Raw genomic sequence first — 17,509 nt, 5'->3', positions numbered from 1 at the left:
CTGCAAACCAATTTGCATGAATCTGCTTTTAATGCAAAAACTTCAGCTTCTTCTTCAAAATCAACCTATAATACCGGGTCAGCGCGCCGACCGCGCGGTCGCAGAGCCAGAAGGAGAGGTTGCCGGCGGCCAGCAGGGCGGCCAGCATGCCAACACCGTCGGCCAGCAGCTCGTCCAGGATGGCAGGGCCGAGCAGCGCAAAGAGCAGCAGGTAAACCAGCACCGTGGCCCCGTTGAACACCGCGAACTTAATGACCCAACGCAGCAGCGTACTTTTTATGCGTGCCAATTGCTGGCGCAGCACAGGATAATAGCCGATGACAAACACGTAAAAAAACGCCAGCTCCAGCTCCGGCACCAGCAGCACGGACAAAACCGACACAGTAGCGTACAAAAGCATGGCGTACTTGGGGCCGTACTCGTCCAGCACGGGGATGAGCAGGAACGCGGCCAGCATCGGCGCGGCGTAGGTGCCGATTTGCAGCGCCGCGCCCACCAGCAGCAGCACGACCGACAGCGCCCCCAGCACACCGCAGAGGGCGATTTTTTGGCTTTCGGTCTTGCGCATGGCGGTTTCTCCTTTGGGATTCCTTGGGCGTTTGGATTTGCTGTGTTCAATTATAGCCGATTTGAACTAATTTTGCAAGTCATTCATTTGAGAAACTGTACAAAATGTGTAACCCTGCTCCCGGAACCAGGCGATGATGTCAGGCAGAGCTTTCACGGTCTGGCCGGTGGCTTTGGTGTCGTGCAGCAGCACCACGCAGGTGTCGCGGCCGTCGGCGTCCCGCCGGATATTGCGCAAAATTTGTGCGGCGTTGGGGTGGCTGGCGGTGGCGTCCTCGGCGCAGACGTTCCAGTCGATCCAGTGCAGGCCGCGCTCCTCAGCCTGGGCTTTCAGCCGTTTCATGATGCCGCTGCCGCCGTATTTGTGGCTGACCGTGTTGGTGCTGCCGCCCGGAAAGCGCAGCCAAGTCAGGGAATCGGCGTCCACGTAGGGGCTGATGGCCTGGCGCAGCTGCTTGATGTCCTGCCAGAAAGCATCGGTACTGCGATAGATTTTGCTATACTGGTGGCTGGCGCTGTGCAGGGCGATCTGGTGGCCTGCGGCGGCGATGTCGGCAATTTTATCCAGGTGCGCTTCGTTGGCATCCTGAGCACAGACAAAAAAGGTTGCTGGTACGTGCTCTTTTTCCAGTATATCCAAAATTTCCGGCGTGTGGGCGCTGGGGCCGTCGTCAAAGGTAAGGCAGACGATTTTGGGCACGGCAGTCTCCCCTGTTGCGGTGGCCGAGACGGCGGCAAAGCAATCGTTGGGGGTGGAGGTCTCGGCGTACTCGGTGTGATACAAAAGATGCACCACCGCTGCCAGCACCGCCGCCAGCAGCCCCAGCACCAGAAAAACAAACAGATCTTGCGGTACAGTTTTCCCTTTTTTGTTGCGGCGCATGGTATCCCCTCCCTTGGTTTGGTGATGTATATGCAGGTGGGGACGAGATTATACTTTGCCTGCGGCGGACACCTCGATAGAAAGAAAGACCTGCCGCAAGGTGGCAGGTCTTGAAAGCAACTATTAAAATCAAACTTTGGCTTCTTTAAAAGAAGAAATCCGCTTCCGCCACAGCCGGGGCGAAAACAGCGCCAGCATGGGGTACAGCTCCAGCCGTCCTGCCAGCATGTCAAAGCTGAGCAGCAGCTTGGCCGGGGCCGAGAAGTCCGCGAAGCTGCCCATGGGGCCGACCATTTCGAGACCCGGGCCTACGTTGTTGAAGCAGGTCACCACCGCTGTAAACGTCGATACTATGTCGAATCCATCCAGCGAAAGCAGCAGAACCGACAGGGTGAGCAGCAGCATGTAAATGTTGAAGTAGTTGTGTACGCCGCGCAGCACTTTCTCGTCCAGGGGCTTGCCCTCAAAGCGGACGGTGGTGACGGCGTGGGTGTGCAGCATCTTGTTCAGGTCTTGCTTGGCCGCCTTTAAAAAGATGACGACACGCGAAATTTTAAGCCCGCCCGCCGTCGAGCCTGCACAAGCGCCGCAGAACATGAGGATGCAGAGGACGACGCGGGAGTAGGTCGGCCAGAGGTTGAAGTCCGCCGACGCATAACCCGTGGTGGTGATGATGGACGACACCTGGAAGAACGCCGTGCGCAGCGCCGTGCCGACGTTGTCGTACAGGTGCAGGATGTTAAGGGTGATGGTGACCGTGGAGAAACCCACGATGCCAAGGTAGGTCAGCATTTCCTCGGAGCAGAAGGCATCGCGGAAACGACGCAGCAACAAGAAATAATAGAGGTTAAAGTTGATGCCGAACAGCAGCATGAATACGCCGATGACGATTTCAAAGTACGGGTTATTGTACGCCCCAACGCTGAGCCCCTTGTTGCTGAAACCGCCGGTGCCCGCCGTGCCGAAGGTGTGGATGAGCGAGTCGAACAGCGGCATGCCGCCTGCGCAGAGCAGGACGACCTCGACGAAGGTCATGGCGAAGTAGATGGCATACAAAATCTTCGCACTATCGCTCAATTTGCTGGAAATCTTGCCCACCGTCGGGCCGGGGATCTCGGCGCGCATCAGGTGCATGGCGCGGCCGTCGGTCATGGGCAGCACCGCCATGGCAAATACCAGCACGCCCATGCCGCCCACCCAGTGGGAGAAGCTGCGCCAGTACAGCGTGCCGTGGCTCAGGGCTTCCACGTCGGTCAGGATGGTGGAGCCGGTGGTGGTAAAGCCGGAGACGGTCTCGAAGAAAGCGTCAATAAAGGACGGTATTTCGCCGGAAATCACAAAGGGCAGTGCGCCGAAGGCACTCATCAGCACCCAGACCAGCGCCACGATGGCCAGGCCGTCGCGGGCAAAGATGGTGGTGTTTTTGGGGGTCTTGCGGCTGGTGATGAACCCCAGCACCGCCAGCAGCGCGGCAGGCAACAAAAATGCAGGCAGCAGATACCACTCGCCGTAGAGCATGGCGCAGATCAGCGGGAAAAGCATCAAACCTGCTTCGACTGCAAAGATGCGGCCCAGCACAAAGGCAACCATTCTATAATTCATGCCGGCGCCCTCACTTTACGATGTCGCGCAGGGCGTGCAGGGTGGTGTCGGTGGTAACGATCACCACGTCGTCGCCCTCCTGCAGGGCGTCTGCACCAGAGGGAATGACCGGCGCACCGTTCTGCCGCACGATGCCGGCCACCAGCATACCCTCGCGCAGGTTCAAATCTTTTAACGGTACACCGATGAAAGGCAGGCCGGGGCCGACGTTGAACTCCAACGCTTCGACGCGGCCGCCCACCAGGCGGTGCAGGGTCTTGATGTTGTCAGAGTCAAAACTATTTTGCATTGCACGCACATACCGGGCAATGATTTCGCTGGTGACGGCGGCGGTGGAAACCACGCTGTCTACCAGGCCTTTCTCGTTGGCCAGGTCGGCAAAGCTGGGGCGGTTGATCTTGGCGACCACCTTGCAGTTGGCAAACTGGCTGGCGTACATAGCCAGGATGATGTTCGTTTCGTCCAGGCCGGTCAGGGGCACAAAGGCGTCCATTTCGCTGATGCGTTCCTCGCTCAGCAGCTCGCTGTCGGCGCCGTCGCCGTGGATGACCAGCGCACCGGGGAACTTCTCGCTCATGGCCTGGCAGCGGGCGGCGTTGGAATCGATGACAGTCACCCGCTTCTGGATGTCCTGCAATTCTTTGACGAGGTAGTACGCGATGCGGCTGGCGCCGACGATCATGATGTTGTTGGCGCGGGCCTTGAAGATGTTCAGCTTGCGGAAGAAGCTTTCCAGCTCGCGGGCGCTGGCGGTCAAGTAAATCTTGTCGCCTTTTTGCAGCACCGTAGCGCCGGTGGGGATGATGGTCTGCTGGCCGCGAGCGACCGCGCAGATCAAAATTTTAACGCGGATGTTGCGGTACAGGTCGCTCAGCTGCAGACCCTCCAGGGGGTTGCCCTCGTTGACGCGGTACTCCACCAGCTCAAACCGCTGGCGGCAGAACTGCTCGCGCTTGATGGCGCTGGGGAAACGCAGCACGCGGGCGATCTCCCGCGCGGTGGCCTTCTCCGGGTTGACGACCATGGAAAGGCCCAGCTCCTCGCGCATAAAGTGGAGCTGCTTCTCGTACTCCGGGTTACGGATACGCGCAATAGTGTGCGGTGTACCGAGCTTTTTTGCCACAAGGCAGGCCAGAATATTGGTTTCGTCGCTGGAGGTGGTGGCGATGAGCAGGTCGGCGCCATCCTCAAAGGCGTCCTTCTGGATGTCGTAGCAGCCGCCGTTGCCCGCCACACCGCGGACGTCGTAGATGTTTACGAGGCTCTCGATCAGGTCAGAGTCCTGGTCGATAACGACAATATCGTGCTTTTCCGCCGCGAGCTGTTCCGTCAGGACGCGCCCGACCTTGCCCGCGCCTACAACCACGATTCTCATAGTGTTTCTCCTTTTGTTTCAGGCAGAAGTGGGCCAAAAGTGTATACTTCCACAGTAGTAAGCTCATTATAGCAAAGCGGCGGAAAAATGCAAGCGGCAGTGGGATGTTTGGCGGTTTTTGTACGAATTGGGACAGGATTTGGGCGGGAAAAGCGGGGTGAAAGCCGGATGTCAGCGTGCGCCAAGGCTTGACAGCAGGCGCGGGGACGGGTATAATAAGGATAGAAAAAGGCGCTGCGACAAGCGGTTGGCCCGATTCAGTAATAGTGCTTAGGAAACCCTAAGAACCGTCACTTGGCCGAGTGGCGGTTCTTGCTTTTTACTACCAAGCTTAGCGTAACGGTCTTGTGACCGATATGGAAAGTCAATGTAAAACGCATTGCCTCACCCCCTTTCGGGAAGTGTGGCCAACCGCCTGCCGTTGTTGTGCAGCGCCTTGCCGCCGAAGCGGCATTACCAGTGTACCATGATTCGACAGGGTTTGCAAGTGGATGCTTGTTGTCCGCTGGGCGGGACTTGACAGTAGCAGCCGGTGCGGATATAATAAAGATAGAAAAAGGCGCTGCGACAAGCGGTTGGCTCTTTTCAAGGATTAGGAATCAAGCAAAAGCCCGAAACCGTCACTTGGCAGAGTGGCGGTTTTTGCGTTTCTTAATGATGATCGTCACAGTAAAACTGCCGATGTGCATCGTGATTCGCATGGTCTCACCCCCTCTCGGGAAGTGTGGCCAACCGCCTGCCGTTGTTGTGCAGCGCCTTGCCGCCGAAGCGGCATTACCAGTGTACCATGATTCGACAGGGTTTGCAAGGGTAGCACTTATATATAAAAAGAAAAGGCCCGAACCGAAGTTCGGGTCTCTTTTTGGTGCGGAAGATGGGACTTGAACCCTTAACAGACTGCCTTCAACCGTTCAGAGTCCAAGAAAATTATACGATATTGTGTATGTTTTAGAAAATTCCCCAGCGTGGCTTCTGACCGCCTTCGGCTGGCTAGTTGAGATTTAGTGGCGGTCAGTATAGCCGTCAGGAGTGCCTACCGAAGTTTTGAGTTATCGTAGCACGAGAAGTAGGCGGTGTCAATGGAAAAACCGAGAAAACGGAAAATTTGTAACCAAAACGTAACCATTTGCAACTTTGTACAAATCGCTCCGTTTTGGTCATATTTTGAGGAAAAATGACCAGCCATGCAAGATCAGTGGGTAGGTGTGTAACCTCCTATACAAAAACGGTTACGATCTAATGACAAGGGCTTGCCTGTATAAGAAGCATATACTTCGATTTTTTTGAAGTATAAATCTTGTATTAAGGCAGGTATTTGGCATGAATATCAAAGAAATCTCGCTCCGAGGGCAGAGCATCGCAGCGGCAGTGCTGTATGAGAATGAGGCAAAGGGCATAGCCGTGTATGCGGCTATGCGCATGGACAGCCGTGAGGACGATATGGCCCCGGTACCGCAGTTCGTCATCTTCATGGAGACGGACGCGGAGGAGGGCCCCAAGTGCGTTCTGTACGGAAACCTTGCGCATTGCAATAGAGAAAAGATATGCACGGAGCTGGAAAACAGGCTCCTCGACCTGAAGGCTTCCGAGGTCTACGCCATCGCAGACTCGTTCCGTGAGGCAGTCAAAGTCCTGAAACTATCAGACTTTGAGATTCGAGACGATAATAACCCGGGGTGCATGAGTGTTCCGCAGCTGCTCGACAAGCTGGCTGACGAAGGCACCGAAGTCAAGGCCGTTGACGGCCAAGACTACTATGTGCTTGACAACAGTGCTTTCAAAGCACTGGCTGGCAAGAACAGCTTGAGTCTGAAAAAAGCGCTCAAGGCACAGGGCTTGCTCCTGTTCAACGGTACTCGCTACGACTACCGCGAGACAGGGGCAAGCTCTGGCAAGGTGTACATTTCCTGCAAGGGGGTGACGGCGAATGGCTAAGGTCATTGGAACATTCCCCTACTACGGGGGTAAGCAACGCTTATGCAAGAGCATAGCAGAGTTTATCCCGCAGGGAGTAGCCTCCATCACGGATGCCTGTGGTGGATCAGGAAAGCTGATTCTTAACTGCGGCTATGCGCCGCGAATGGTCTACAACGACCTCAATCCGGCAATGGCGGCGCTGATGACCTGCATCAAGGACAGGCACCTGTTCGGTGAGTTCTTGAAGCGGGTGGAGGCTGAATCCTACTCCAAAATACTCTACGCACGAGCGAGGGTCATTCTGAGTGCGCAACAAACTGGAAAAGCCAGTTACGACATGCTTGAACTGGGCGTGGCAAAATATCAAGCGCTCTGCATGAGCTTCAACTCCACAATGGAGAGCTATGCAGAGCCGGACGAGAAGAAGTTACGGAGCTACCGTGAGCGTTTATATGGAAGCCTGCAAGACGCCCACTTCCACATGGAGGACTACGGCATACAGGTAACCAACCGCGACGCTCTCGACATTATGGCCGAGAGCGGGCCGGAGGACATGGTGCTGTTGGACGTTCCGTATTTGGCAGGGCCGAATGAGGAGCGCCGCAAAACGGGAGCTTACGGGGCCTACGACTGGGGCCGAGAGCTGCATGAGCAGTTTCTCGACCGAGCAAATCAGACCGCCGGAAAGACTAACTATTAAAAGTCAAGCCGAAATGAGTGGAAAGGTGAGGAAAATGTAGGCGGTCAAAAAAGAGTATAACAAAGCTGACGCCCTGTTGGACGCCTGCTTGAGCCTATGAGAATAAAGGACTTATGCAGCGCTGCTGTAGGGTAGCCTGGACTTCTCTAAGGCATAAATCAACCGAACCAACTTCTTGGCCGCATGGGAGAGCGCAACATTGTAGTGCTTGCCCTCAGCCCGCTTCTTGGCAAGATAGGCAGAGAAGATTGGGTCCCAATGGCAGACGTATTTCGTGGCATTGTAAAGAGCGTAGCGCAGGTATCGGGAACCTCGTTTTTCCATGTGGGAATATGCGCCTGTGAGTGACATCTGCCCAGATTGGTAGGTAGATGGCGACATCCCGGCGTAGGCAAGGATTTTGTCCGGTGAATCGAACCGGGAGAAGTCCCCAATCTCAGCCAGAATCATTGCGCCCATCCGAACGCCGATGCCCGGAATGGTAGTAATGGGAGAAGCGATTTCCTCTATCATCGTCTGGATGGCAGCTTCAATGTCCTGAATTTCGGAATCCAGTTCGCGGATCAGGCGAATCGTATGCCGCAGTTCTAGGGACTTGGCCGGCATGACAGAGCCGACAGAACATCTGGCGGCATCCCGAAGTGTTACTGCCATGTCTCGCCCGTAGCGGCCTTTGGAGGCGTCGTGTAAGACGGCTTTCAAATGCGTCAGGTGCGCTTCGGCAACCTGTTTGGCGCCAGGAAACTCGCTGAGAAGTGCGTAAACTGACGCCATGTGCAATGTCGGCACCAACTTTTCAAGCTCTGGGAACAGAATTGTGACCAACCGAGAAACGGACTGCTTCAGCTTCGCTCTCTCGCGGACTTTGTCAAACCGGTATCTTGTGAGTGACTTTAACTCCTCGTTGTGGTATGCTGTGTCTGTGTAGGACTTGAGGTCCACATCAGACAAGAGCATAGCTGCAATGGTTCGCGCATCGACACGGTCAGTCTTGGTTTTGCGAAGGCTCAGGCTTTTCCGGTAGAGGTTGGTGTGCAGCGGATTGATGACATAGGTTGGCAGGCCTTTATCAAGCAGAAATCCGAGGATGTTGTAGCTGTAGTGTCCGGTAGCCTCAAGTCCTACTTTTATTTTATCCTTTGGGTTGGTACAGCAACTAATCGTCTGCAAGAGTGTGTTGAAGCCCTCTGCATTGTTCTGGATGGTGAATACATCCGCTAGAACTTCGCCCTCTGAACTGAGGATGAAGCAATCGTGCTTGTCCTTTGCAACGTCAATTCCAACGCAAACCATGAGAATACCTCCGCTGTGTTTATTTGATGCTGATTCCACAGAACACTTTACTCTTGTAACCTTGTTCTACATAAACCGTCTGGCGGTATCTAACTGATCAACAATACTGTAAAGAGCTGTGGTTGGAGCCTTTCAAGAACCGTCTTGCGGTAGGAGCTGATAACCAATCTACAGCATCCCTTACAGTGTAGCACAGTCCTTGGAGAGGGACTTTAAAAACTACTATTTTATAATACAAGGTGCTGATTTGCGGGTATGAGAGCCGTCTCTATGCCGAGAGGCTAAAACCGGATCGTTGGCTAAAAGTCGATCTGGGCGAGGTGGCCAAGGTCAGCGCCCGTTCAAGGCTTGGAGATAGCAAGCCGCGCGTTCATGAGATCGTGTGGGTGAACTACGAACCGCCTGCAAAGGTGATTCGCAAATTCACAAATTCGCAATTCTCAAAAAACCCCGTAAGTGTTGGGGGTTGATGGTTTAATGAAATTTGCAAGGAGGTGCATAATAACACGCTATCGCCATGCGTGAAAAAGTCAAGCGCGATAGCGTGTTCAGAAAATCCGCTGAAGCATTAGCAATTTTTCGAGTGCATTCAGCGTTTTCAGCATTTCCGTGTTTTGCGGGGACTGAAATGAGTAAGTAAAGGGTGAATTTTTTGATTTTTCGGCAGTGAAAAAGTCGTGCTATACATTGGGCAAAACGGCTCGATGCCGATGGTGAAAAATTGGGATAGCATGGCGAGGATTTTTGAGAGCATGGAAGTGTTCAGATCATGGGTTTCAAAAATCTTGTTGGCGAGAAGTTGTGTTGGAATAGTTTTTTGGGGTGTGAGAGCATGGGAACGACCCGTGATGGTTTACCGGGGTGTAGGGCCGTGTAGTAGCAGATGAGGACATGGCGATAGCAAACAGGCTGTAAACTTGCAGTGAAATCTTCTGCTACAAAACCACGGTCTTGTATAAGCGAGTGCGTTATACATAATATCGTGAAAAATATGAAATGTAGGGTTGCGGGATACGTCCAGCAACCCTTTTGTATTTTCGGCAAGAGCGTAGGTCAGCTACTTCTTCGCTACGCGTATTAACAACTTCTTCCAGATATGGCTAAGGAGATCATCGCTTATAGCTAATTATGAGGAAAATACAGTAGACCAGCGAGATAGGAAAAAGCATGAACAGCTATTGTAAAGTCAGAGAGAATGCGTTATGATAGCAATATGAAAGTAGAAAATGTACATAAGGAGAGGAAAAATCATGCGGAACAGAAAGATACTTGCAATGGTTGGTGTCAGTGCGATGATGATCGGATTGGTAGCTTGTGGTAGTAAAGCAGAAAGCAATATAGCTGAATCTGCAACTCCTGCACCCACCGCAGAAGCAACCCCGACCCCGGAGCCGACAGAGAAACCCGCAGAAAGTCATGATTTTGATTTTTCTGTAAACAAATATAAGAGTGAAAGTAACATAGAGATTAAGCAATATAGCGGGGATAGCGTAAGTGATACGGCTGATTGTGATGATGGTACAGACATCCCCGACACCTCCATCCTTTATGATTGGCTTTACAACAATGGCGTAACGAGAGAATCGGTACAAAATGACAGAGATTCCGGATGTAAGAATCCGTATCTAGATGGATATTTGGAGTATTTGGATAGTTTAGTAGATAAGCAGATTGCGGAGGATAATGCGGGACAGGTTGAGTCATCTGCGAAAGGTGATGGATTAGGCGGAACAGAAATCATAGGTGGGGACGAGTTTATTTTGGACAGTGATGGTGGTGGAACGGTGAACGGGTTCTATTATGATGCAGATAGTATAGCAGCTATCAGGAAAGCAGCAGAGAAACAAGAGGCAAACAAAGCAGCAACAGAGAAACTTGTTGAACAAATGCATAAAGATAGTCAGGAATTAAATAAAAATGTACATGACCAAGAGTGGGTTCAGGATTTTCTTAATGAGTTACATAGCGGAGAGTGATTTAATCACTCTATTGTTTTAGCAATACAGTTAGTCATAGGTAGAGCTATCGAATCTGTCAAACAGGCATTTGGTTCACCGCGCTTGTGGTAGGCGTTCAGTTCAAGATATTTTCCGGCATTTTTCTTGCAACAGTTTCTCGACAAGTTGATAGTTTCCCGTAGCATGGCCGTTCCGATGGGAACGGTCATTTTTTATTGCCGGGTTTGGTGGCTGACCGTGGGAGTGCGTGGGCAACAGAGCGTATGTGCAATGAGTAGGGCCGTTGTGGGGATACATGGTAGGGTTCACAGTGGGAAAAGTCTATGAAATCATTCATCGGCTGGCAGAAAACTCTGCGAAAGCTAGTTGCTTTTTTCGCAAGAGTTGCTTCTGGTTGACGATTTACCGTTGAAAAATCCAGCTTTTTGCTGATTTTCAAAAATCGAAATAGTGGGGCTATAGTTGGCGAGTTGAGGTTTAAGTGGTTTTGACAGTGAGTAGGGCCGTTGCCCCTCCTCCTCCCCCATCGGGGTGTAGGGCCCTCTTGCAAGATCATGGTAAACAGGTGCAACAGCCTATGGATAGATACTGTTTATAAGACTCTTGAAATATTAGATTGTATAAATCTAATAAAGGAGTGAAGCAGTATGAGATTGAGCGATTTGTATATCACGCAGGAGCAAAACCTGTACAGGATATTTCTGCCAACAGGCTTAGAGGTGGCAAGGGTAGCCCTGCCACCGAACAATCAGTATGCAGAGCATTGGATGGCTTTGCAGATGATTTGCAAGCCGTTGTCAAAAATATGGCGTATCAATGGCAGGAATACGCCGCAAAAGTAAACAGGCATTTGTTTTGTGTGGGGCGGCAGCTGTCGGTAAGACGGTTGCTGCTTTTTGGTTTACTTCGGCATTTTGCAGCGATTCGACCAATGAACGGGGACAATCTCCGGCACTATCACGTCTTGCCCAAGTGTGGTTATCAGCGTTAAGATGTGTGCAGTGGATGAGAAAATCCAGCGATAAATCGTAGATAGGAGAAATGAATCATGTGTAAAAAGTTGACTGTAAACTATGTTGAGGTGCTGGGTGCCCGCCGCATTGGCTGGCAGTTGTGGGACGGTTGCCAGATGCAGGGTATGACGGACGCGCAAATCCGCAGTTTTGTACATGGCGGTGGCGTGGTGAACGGTTTGTTGGTGACAGACGATGAACAGGTCGTGCCCGACCCTGCGTGGGGTGGTGTGGTTCTGGAGAAGTCGGGCATCAACACCTTTAGGCCGTTGGACGAGGGGGCTGATCTCATGGCAACAAAGTCGTTTATGCTGGTGAAGGTATCCCGCAACGGGAAAGAGAGCATTTATCACTTCATCACGAACCGCTGGCAGATTGAGTCGATGAGCGAGGATAAAGTCCGCGCGATTCTGACATTGATGCCGATGGGTGGTATTCAGCTGGACGGCAAGCGTCTGGTGGTTCACGGAAATGTGGAAGTCGTGGATATGGCATTGCAGGAATGAACAAAAAGTGAGGGCAGCTCTTGGAACATCCAGAGCCGCCCTCAACTGTTTATTAGGATTCACAGATTAACAATTCACAGCATTCACAAAAATTTTCGGACTGCGTTTAGAGCATGGGAGTATGTAGTAGTATCTTTTATGATTTTTTTGAAAAATAAAAGATTGCCGATAGGCGTAAAGAAAGTTTAGGTTCAGTCAGAATGGAGAATGAAGCATGAGTAAGAGAAAAGCGAAGGCAAAATGGAAAGCAGATACAAAGAGGTGGCAGGTCGATGTCCGTAAGGGTGGAATCAGACGCAGCTTTTATAGTACGATTTCCGCAGCGGATGCAGAGAAAAAAGCTGCAAAGTGGGATGGAACCCCGCCTGTAAAAAAGGAAAAGAAGCAGCCTGAAACAGTTGTGGGTTCCGAGGCGTGGGCTATGCAGATGCTGACTCCCCCTGAAACGGTGAACGAGGCATATGAGCGCTGGCTCCACAATGAGTTACAGTGCAACACAAGCGAGAGCAACTGACGCGCGGTAGATTCCCGCTACCGCAACTGGGTTAAATATGTGATTGGCTCGTTGCCGTTGGATGCCGTGAGGAACGGACATATCAAAAAGGTTATGGACGATGCGTTCTATAACCGAAAAGCCCCGGAAGTGCTTGTACAGCGAAAATGCACCAAGGGGGAGCATATGTCTAGAAAGGCGTTAAAGAATCTGCGAGGCGATTTGAGCGCTTTGTTCAAATACTGCCTTGAGTATGAGTGGGTATCTTTCGTGCCTGTGATACACATAGACCGCAGAGCCGAAGCGGTCGGCAAAGCCATCTTGCAAAAAGCCGATTTGGACGTATTGTTTAGTTCGGAGAGAACGACCATCGACGGGCAAGAGACAAGCGACCCGTACATCTACGCATATCGTCTGCAAGTTCTGACAGGGCTTCGCCCCGGTGAGTTATTCGGTTTGGAGTGGTCTGACATTAGGAGCGATTACATAAAGGTGGATAGGTCAATAAATGCCCTTGGGCAGGTAACCACAGGCAAGAACCGAAACGCCCGCAGGCTGGTGCCCTTGTGTTCCGGTGCAAAAGAGGCCCTGCTGAAGCAGTGGCAGAGGACAGGGAGAAAGGGCGGCAAGGTGTTTGAGATACTTAACGGCGAGCATTATTGTAAGCGGTTAAAACGCTATTGCGAGTTTAACGGCATTACGGTCGTAACGCCGTATGAGTTACGTCATACTTTTATAAGTATGACAAAAGGCTTGCCGCCCGAAATGGTAAAAGATATGGTCGGACATTCTGAAAGCATGGATACCTACGGTGTGTACGGGCATCATGTCGATGGTTCCGAGGTCGTAATGGCTGGAATGCTTGACGATGCGTTTGCTGCCGTAAGCAAGCAGGGCAAGTCAACAGCATAGAAACTTCCCTGGACTTTGGCTGAAACCGGAGGGACCAGCGGAGAATAAAGTGATTTTTGCCTCCAAAATGGCAGTCAAAAACGGCAGTCAGAGGGGGCAAAAAAGAAAAAGAACGGTAAATCCAACGATTTACCGTTCTTTTTTAAGTGGTGCGGAAGATGGGACTTGAACCCACACGTCATAGACACACGCACCTCAAACGTGCCTGTCTGCCGATTCCAGCACTTCCGCAAATCGCATTTGACTGCAAGAAAGATTCTAGCACATTTGGGGGTATAAAGTCAAGTCCTATTTTGCAATTATTTCCTGCGTGGGGGGCATCTGTCAAAAGTCAGCATCTATTTTTATGCACAGTGCCAAAGTTGGCTAAAATCGTATGCGCATAATAGACAATCTTTTTTTATCACGCTTTGTCATTTCCTACGAAACAGCGTTATTTACTTGACATGGTTGTACAGAAAAGCCTATAATGTATACAAGCAGAAAACAGCAGTACGGCGGGCTGTCCGTGCTGCACTGTATCCGTTTGTATCTTATTTTTGTACAGGAGGACATAGTATGAGCAAAGTTTGTGTAGTCACCGGTGGTGGCTCCGGCATGGGCTTGGCAGCCGCCAAGCTGATGCCAAAAGATCACATTATCGTGGTTTCCGGCCGCACCGAGAGCAAGCTGACCAAAGCCGTGGAGGAGCTGACCGCTGCGGGCTTCACCGCCCACGCCAAAAGCTGCGACACCTCCAAGCGCGACAGCGTCCAGGCGCTGGCCGAGTATGCCGCCACCCTGGGCGAGATCACCAACGTCATCCACGCGGCGGGCGTCTCCCCTGCCATGAAGGTCACCCCCGCCGACCTGCTGCACATCAATGCGCTGGGCACCGTGTATGTCAACCAGGAGTTCTCCAAGCGGATGCACAAGGGCAGCGTCATCGTGGACATCGCGTCGATGTCCGCCTACACTCTGCCGGAGGCCATGTTACCCAAGGCCGCTTACGCGCTGGCCGAGACAGATGAGGCCGCCTTCGTCGATGCTTTGCTGAAAATTTGTGCCGTTGTGGAGGACGCCTATAAAAAGAACGGCCTGGCGTACTCGCTGTCCAAAAACTTTGTGACCTGGTACGCAGCCAAGTGCGCCTTTGATTTTGGCCCCAACGGCATCCGCGTAGCGTCGCTCTCCCCCGGCCTGATTGCCACCGACATGGGCAACCTGGAAGCAGGCAACGGCGGCCCGATGCTGGTCTTTAGCTGCGAAAACCGCATGGGCACCCCCGAGGAGCTGGGCTTTGCCATCGCCACGCTGGCCGACGAGCGCAACGGCTACCTGGCGGGCGTGGACATCCTGTGCGACGGCGGCACCATCCGCGGCATGCATGAGTTTAAAAAGCCGCAGCAATCTTGACAGCCGCACCGGCAGCGCGTATAATAATAGTAGAAAAGGCGCTGCGACAAGCGGTTGGCCCGATCTGGTATTAGTTCAATCTAAGAACCGTCACCGTGCCGGGTGGCGGTTCTTGCGTTTTTTGATGATGATCGTCACAGTAAAACTGCCGATGTGCATCGTGATTCGCATGGTCTCACCCCCTTTCGGGAAGTGTGGCCAACCGCCTGCCGTTGTTGTGCAGCGCCTTGCCGCCGATGGCGGCGTTATCAGTATAGCATAATTCGACACGCTTCGCAAGGTTGCAGATAACCTGCGGGGCGTGTTTTTTATGTAGTAGCATTTATCATTGTTATCATTGAAATCATTGATTTCATTGCATATAATCCGTGAATAAACTCAATAGAAACAATGATAACAATGATGTCAATAGTAATTTTATATTAATAAAGCTCTTCTAAGATGCTTGTGCTAACTGTGAGTCGAGTTCCTTATAAAATACATGTCTTGCGCCTGATGTTCCTGATGAACTTTTTCTATGAGCGATACCATCCACCTCCATCAGCTGACCCTCCAAATCGTTCAGCTGGTAGGTCACCGCGCGTGGATTCTCCGCAATAAACCGCCTGGTCAGCAGCTTGCCTGCCTCCAGTATCTCCTTGGCGGTGCCGCTCCAGCTGCCGTGGTTGCGCTCTACCAGCTTGCGAATGGTCTGCACCAGGGCGCTGTTTTCGTATTCTTTGCGGGCCTGCTCGCGGGCGCGGGCCTCGGCGTCGCCCAGGTTTTGCCAGCGGCATTGGGTCTTGTCCAGGCGCAGGGCCAGCTCAAATTCCTCCAGGTCGCGGCCGGTCACCGAGAGCTTGGTCGTGTCGTCCACGCGGCGGTCGCGGGTCATCACGAAGGCAGAATCCGCCGCGCCGAAGATGCCGTTGGTGCCGCTGATCTGGGCAAAAGGATCGGTCTCGTCCTTCATCTTGCGCAGGTGGTGTACCAGCACAATGCAAATTTCGCGTTCAGACGCAAACTTTTGCAGGATGCCCACATCCTTGTAGTCGGCCTGGTAGGCGTTTATTGCCTTGCCGGTGGTGCGGCGCACCCGCTGCAGCGTGTCGATGACCACCAGCCCGCAGCCGGGGTTGAAGTTCAGGTAGTTGGTCAGCTGGTCCAGCAGGCCGTCCTGCAAATCCAGAGAGCCGGTGGCCAGCGCAAAGCCGTCGGGCGCACGCTCGCCCTGCAGCACACGGTTCATGCGGTCCTGCAGGCGGCGCTGGTTGTCCTCCAGTGCCAGGTAGAGGCAGTCGGTTTTGTTCGTAGACATGTCCAAAAACTTTTGTCCGGACGCCACCGAAAGGCAAAGGTCCAGCATCAGCCAGCTTTTGCCGTACTTGGGCGGGGCCACCAGCAGCGCCAGACCTTGGGGCAGCAGGCCCTCCACCACCCACTTGATGGGCTTGAACTCCTTGTCCTGCAAGTCTTTGGCCGAGATGGACACGATGCCGTTTGGCGCTGTATCGTCCTGTTTTTCCTCCTCCGGCGGGGCCAGAAAGTGCAGCGTTTCCATCGCGTCGGCCTTGCGCACGCCGGGCGGCGTGGCCAGCTGGTCGTTGTGGCAGCGGGCGATGTCCGCCTCGGTGATGACGGTGCTGGTCTCGTAAAACAGCTTGCGCTCCAAAATGCGGTCCGTGCGGTTTTTACGTTCCTGCGCTGTTTCTGCGGCCAGCGCCAGAAAATACAGCAGGTTTTCGCCATCCTGGGTCACCGCCAGCTTGCCCAGGGCCTTGGCAAATTCGGTAAACTGCTCGTCCGAGCAGATGAGGTGCGGCTCCTGCGGCGTCCAGGCGGCGGCGTACCAGCCAAACTGCTGGGCCAGATGCTCAACGGTTCGCAGGTCTTTACACTGCGACAAATCTTTTTTCAGCAGCAAGCGCTCACCCCGCTTTCTTGCAGCAGATAGGCTGCGGGTAAATGTGGTTGTGCATGTGTTCTCTCTCCTTTTTTATAGATTGCCGTTCTCGTTGAATGTAGTTCCACTTCCCCACAAAAAATAAATCCGCAAAAGTTGCGTCAGCCTAAAGTAGAACCTGATTCCACACCCCTATCCTACCACAAAGTGGAATAAAAGTCAACTATTTTTGCAAAATCTCTTGAATTATTTTCCACGCTGTGTTATACTAATAGAAAAGGAGCGAAGCTATGTCAACTATTTACGACCGCATCAAGGCGCGGCGGCTGGAACTGGGCCTGACCGCGGAAGACCTGGCCCAACAGCTGGGCTACAAGGACAAAAGCTCGATCAGCAAGATCGAGAACGGCAAGGCGGACATCCCACAGGCCAAGGTGGAGCTGTTTGCCAACGCGCTGCACACCACCACTGCCTACCTGATGGGCGTGGACGGCCCTGCCCTGCCCCCGGGGTGCGAGCCGCTGCCCCGCCTGAAGCGCCTGCCGCTGGTGGGGCGCATTGCCTGCGGCATGCCGATTTTGGCCGAGCAGAACATTGAGGGCGAGGTGGCCGTGCCCGAGGAGTGGCACGCGGATTTCATCCTGACCTGCCGGGGCGACAGCATGGCCCCGCAGATCATGGACGGCGACCTGGTAGCCGTGCGCAGCCAGCCCGAGGTGGAGAACGGGGAGATCGCGGTGGTGCGCATTGGTGACGAAGCCACGCTGAAGAAGGTAAGTTTTGACGGCACGACGATGGTTTTGCAGCCACTCAACCCCGCCTACCCGCTGATGACCTACACCGGCGCTGCGCTGGCCGAGGTGCATATCGAGGGCAAAGCCGTAGGCCTGTGCCGGGGGCTGTGAGGGGTGCAGAACGCGCCCCTATTATAATAAGGTAGACAAAATCTCCCGCCGACTGGATTTGCGCCCAATCAGCGGGAGATTTCGCTGTTTATGAATGTTGCTGCTTAG

General features: G+C 53.1%; 15 protein-coding genes and 1 tRNA gene. 9 read left to right on the top strand and 7 right to left on the bottom strand.

From position 1 onward, the window contains the following. Window positions 1-28 precede the first annotated feature (28 nt). The 4 genes from OGM81_10710 to trkA all read right to left on the bottom strand — a co-directional run bounded on the left by OGM81_10710 (window position 29) and on the right by trkA (window position 4,427). Window positions 29-568, bottom strand: a complete 540-nt coding sequence (locus tag OGM81_10710; protein ID UYJ42803.1) for a hypothetical protein — start codon at window positions 566-568, stop codon at window positions 29-31. A gap of 66 nt (window positions 569-634) precedes the next feature. Further along, the gene (locus OGM81_10705) at window positions 635-1,450 is read right to left on the bottom strand and encodes a polysaccharide deacetylase (GenBank protein ID UYJ42802.1); all 816 of its coding nucleotides are present in this window, start codon (window positions 1,448-1,450) and stop codon (window positions 635-637) included. 129 nt (window positions 1,451-1,579) lie between these two features. Next, window positions 1,580-3,052 carry a TrkH family potassium uptake protein gene (locus OGM81_10700; GenBank protein ID UYJ42801.1) on the bottom strand — a complete coding sequence of 491 codons (1,473 nt, stop codon included), beginning with the start codon at window positions 3,050-3,052 and terminating at the stop codon, window positions 1,580-1,582. A gap of 10 nt (window positions 3,053-3,062) precedes the next feature. Continuing rightward, window positions 3,063-4,427 (bottom strand): Trk system potassium transporter TrkA, encoded by a 1,365-nt coding sequence (trkA, locus tag OGM81_10695; GenBank protein ID UYJ42800.1) that lies wholly within the window; start codon window positions 4,425-4,427, stop codon window positions 3,063-3,065. 1,320 nt (window positions 4,428-5,747) lie between these two features. Between trkA and OGM81_10690 the strand changes: the two genes are divergently transcribed. Both OGM81_10690 and OGM81_10685 read left to right on the top strand, forming a co-directional pair. Next, window positions 5,748-6,362 carry a hypothetical protein gene (locus OGM81_10690; protein UYJ42799.1) on the top strand — a complete coding sequence of 205 codons (615 nt, stop codon included), beginning with the start codon at window positions 5,748-5,750 and terminating at the stop codon, window positions 6,360-6,362. After that, window positions 6,355-7,044 carry a DNA adenine methylase gene (locus tag OGM81_10685; protein ID UYJ42798.1) on the top strand — a complete coding sequence of 230 codons (690 nt, stop codon included), beginning with the start codon at window positions 6,355-6,357 and terminating at the stop codon, window positions 7,042-7,044. Before OGM81_10690 ends, OGM81_10685 begins: the two co-directional genes overlap by 8 nt. Before the next feature lie 111 nt (window positions 7,045-7,155). On the opposite strand, the gene OGM81_10680 is transcribed toward OGM81_10685, so the two are convergent. Next, a complete protein-coding gene (locus tag OGM81_10680; GenBank protein UYJ42797.1) occupies window positions 7,156-8,337 on the bottom strand; it encodes an IS110 family transposase in 1,182 nt (393 codons plus the stop codon). 1,250 nt (window positions 8,338-9,587) lie between these two features. Here OGM81_10680 and OGM81_10675 point away from each other — a divergent pair. The 5 genes from OGM81_10675 to OGM81_10655 all read left to right on the top strand — a co-directional run bounded on the left by OGM81_10675 (window position 9,588) and on the right by OGM81_10655 (window position 13,219). After that, window positions 9,588-10,313, top strand: coding sequence for a hypothetical protein (locus OGM81_10675; protein UYJ42796.1), 726 nt, complete (start codon window positions 9,588-9,590; stop codon window positions 10,311-10,313). A 629-nt stretch (window positions 10,314-10,942) separates the two neighbouring features. Further along, window positions 10,943-11,137, top strand: a complete 195-nt coding sequence (locus tag OGM81_10670) for a hypothetical protein (protein ID UYJ42795.1) — start codon at window positions 10,943-10,945, stop codon at window positions 11,135-11,137. Window positions 11,138-11,343: 206 nt separating this feature from the next. Then, window positions 11,344-11,814, top strand: coding sequence for a hypothetical protein (locus OGM81_10665; GenBank protein UYJ42794.1), 471 nt, complete (start codon window positions 11,344-11,346; stop codon window positions 11,812-11,814). Between the two features lie 214 nt (window positions 11,815-12,028). Further along, window positions 12,029-12,328, top strand: a complete 300-nt coding sequence (locus OGM81_10660; protein ID UYJ42793.1) for a hypothetical protein — start codon at window positions 12,029-12,031, stop codon at window positions 12,326-12,328. A gap of 165 nt (window positions 12,329-12,493) precedes the next feature. Next, window positions 12,494-13,219, top strand: a complete 726-nt coding sequence (locus OGM81_10655) for a site-specific integrase (GenBank protein UYJ42792.1) — start codon at window positions 12,494-12,496, stop codon at window positions 13,217-13,219. Window positions 13,220-13,366: 147 nt separating this feature from the next. On the opposite strand, the gene OGM81_10650 is transcribed toward OGM81_10655, so the two are convergent. After that, window positions 13,367-13,450: transfer RNA gene (locus OGM81_10650), tRNA-Leu, on the bottom strand. A gap of 327 nt (window positions 13,451-13,777) precedes the next feature. Between OGM81_10650 and OGM81_10645 the strand changes: the two genes are divergently transcribed. Continuing rightward, window positions 13,778-14,614, top strand: coding sequence for an SDR family NAD(P)-dependent oxidoreductase (locus OGM81_10645; GenBank protein ID UYJ42791.1), 837 nt, complete (start codon window positions 13,778-13,780; stop codon window positions 14,612-14,614). 436 nt (window positions 14,615-15,050) lie between these two features. On the opposite strand, the gene OGM81_10640 is transcribed toward OGM81_10645, so the two are convergent. Next, window positions 15,051-16,517 carry a helicase RepA family protein gene (locus OGM81_10640; protein UYJ42790.1) on the bottom strand — a complete coding sequence of 489 codons (1,467 nt, stop codon included), beginning with the start codon at window positions 16,515-16,517 and terminating at the stop codon, window positions 15,051-15,053. A gap of 269 nt (window positions 16,518-16,786) precedes the next feature. Here OGM81_10640 and OGM81_10635 point away from each other — a divergent pair, with 269 nt between their 5' ends. Next, window positions 16,787-17,401 (top strand): helix-turn-helix domain-containing protein, encoded by a 615-nt coding sequence (locus OGM81_10635; protein ID UYJ42789.1) that lies wholly within the window; start codon window positions 16,787-16,789, stop codon window positions 17,399-17,401. The last annotated feature ends 108 nt before the right edge of the window (window positions 17,402-17,509 follow it).

The organism is Oscillospiraceae bacterium, assembly GCA_025758045.1.
Taxonomy (GTDB): domain Bacteria; phylum Bacillota; class Clostridia; order Oscillospirales; family Ruminococcaceae; genus Gemmiger.
The sequence above is the reverse complement of the archived record's forward strand: the minus strand, read 5'-3'. Positions and strand labels throughout refer to the sequence as shown.

Excerpts from the sequence above, each read along its gene's own strand:
- OGM81_10710 (UYJ42803.1), bottom strand. The coding sequence starts at position 568 with ATGCGCAAGACCGAAAGCCAAAAAATCGCCCTCTGCGGTGTGCTGGGG.
- OGM81_10705 (UYJ42802.1), bottom strand. The coding sequence starts at position 1,450 with ATGCGCCGCAACAAAAAAGGGAAAACTGTACCGCAAGATCTGTTTGTT.
- OGM81_10700 (UYJ42801.1), bottom strand. The coding sequence starts at position 3,052 with ATGAATTATAGAATGGTTGCCTTTGTGCTGGGCCGCATCTTTGCAGTC.
- trkA (UYJ42800.1), bottom strand. The coding sequence starts at position 4,427 with ATGAGAATCGTGGTTGTAGGCGCGGGCAAGGTCGGGCGCGTCCTGACG.
- OGM81_10690 (UYJ42799.1), top strand. The coding sequence starts at position 5,748 with ATGAATATCAAAGAAATCTCGCTCCGAGGGCAGAGCATCGCAGCGGCA.
- OGM81_10685 (UYJ42798.1), top strand. The coding sequence starts at position 6,355 with ATGGCTAAGGTCATTGGAACATTCCCCTACTACGGGGGTAAGCAACGC.
- OGM81_10680 (UYJ42797.1), bottom strand. The coding sequence starts at position 8,337 with ATGGTTTGCGTTGGAATTGACGTTGCAAAGGACAAGCACGATTGCTTC.
- OGM81_10675 (UYJ42796.1), top strand. The coding sequence starts at position 9,588 with ATGCGGAACAGAAAGATACTTGCAATGGTTGGTGTCAGTGCGATGATG.
- OGM81_10670 (UYJ42795.1), top strand. The coding sequence starts at position 10,943 with ATGAGATTGAGCGATTTGTATATCACGCAGGAGCAAAACCTGTACAGG.
- OGM81_10665 (UYJ42794.1), top strand. The coding sequence starts at position 11,344 with ATGTGTAAAAAGTTGACTGTAAACTATGTTGAGGTGCTGGGTGCCCGC.
- OGM81_10660 (UYJ42793.1), top strand. The coding sequence starts at position 12,029 with ATGAGTAAGAGAAAAGCGAAGGCAAAATGGAAAGCAGATACAAAGAGG.
- OGM81_10655 (UYJ42792.1), top strand. The coding sequence starts at position 12,494 with ATGTCTAGAAAGGCGTTAAAGAATCTGCGAGGCGATTTGAGCGCTTTG.
- OGM81_10645 (UYJ42791.1), top strand. The coding sequence starts at position 13,778 with ATGAGCAAAGTTTGTGTAGTCACCGGTGGTGGCTCCGGCATGGGCTTG.
- OGM81_10635 (UYJ42789.1), top strand. The coding sequence starts at position 16,787 with ATGTCAACTATTTACGACCGCATCAAGGCGCGGCGGCTGGAACTGGGC.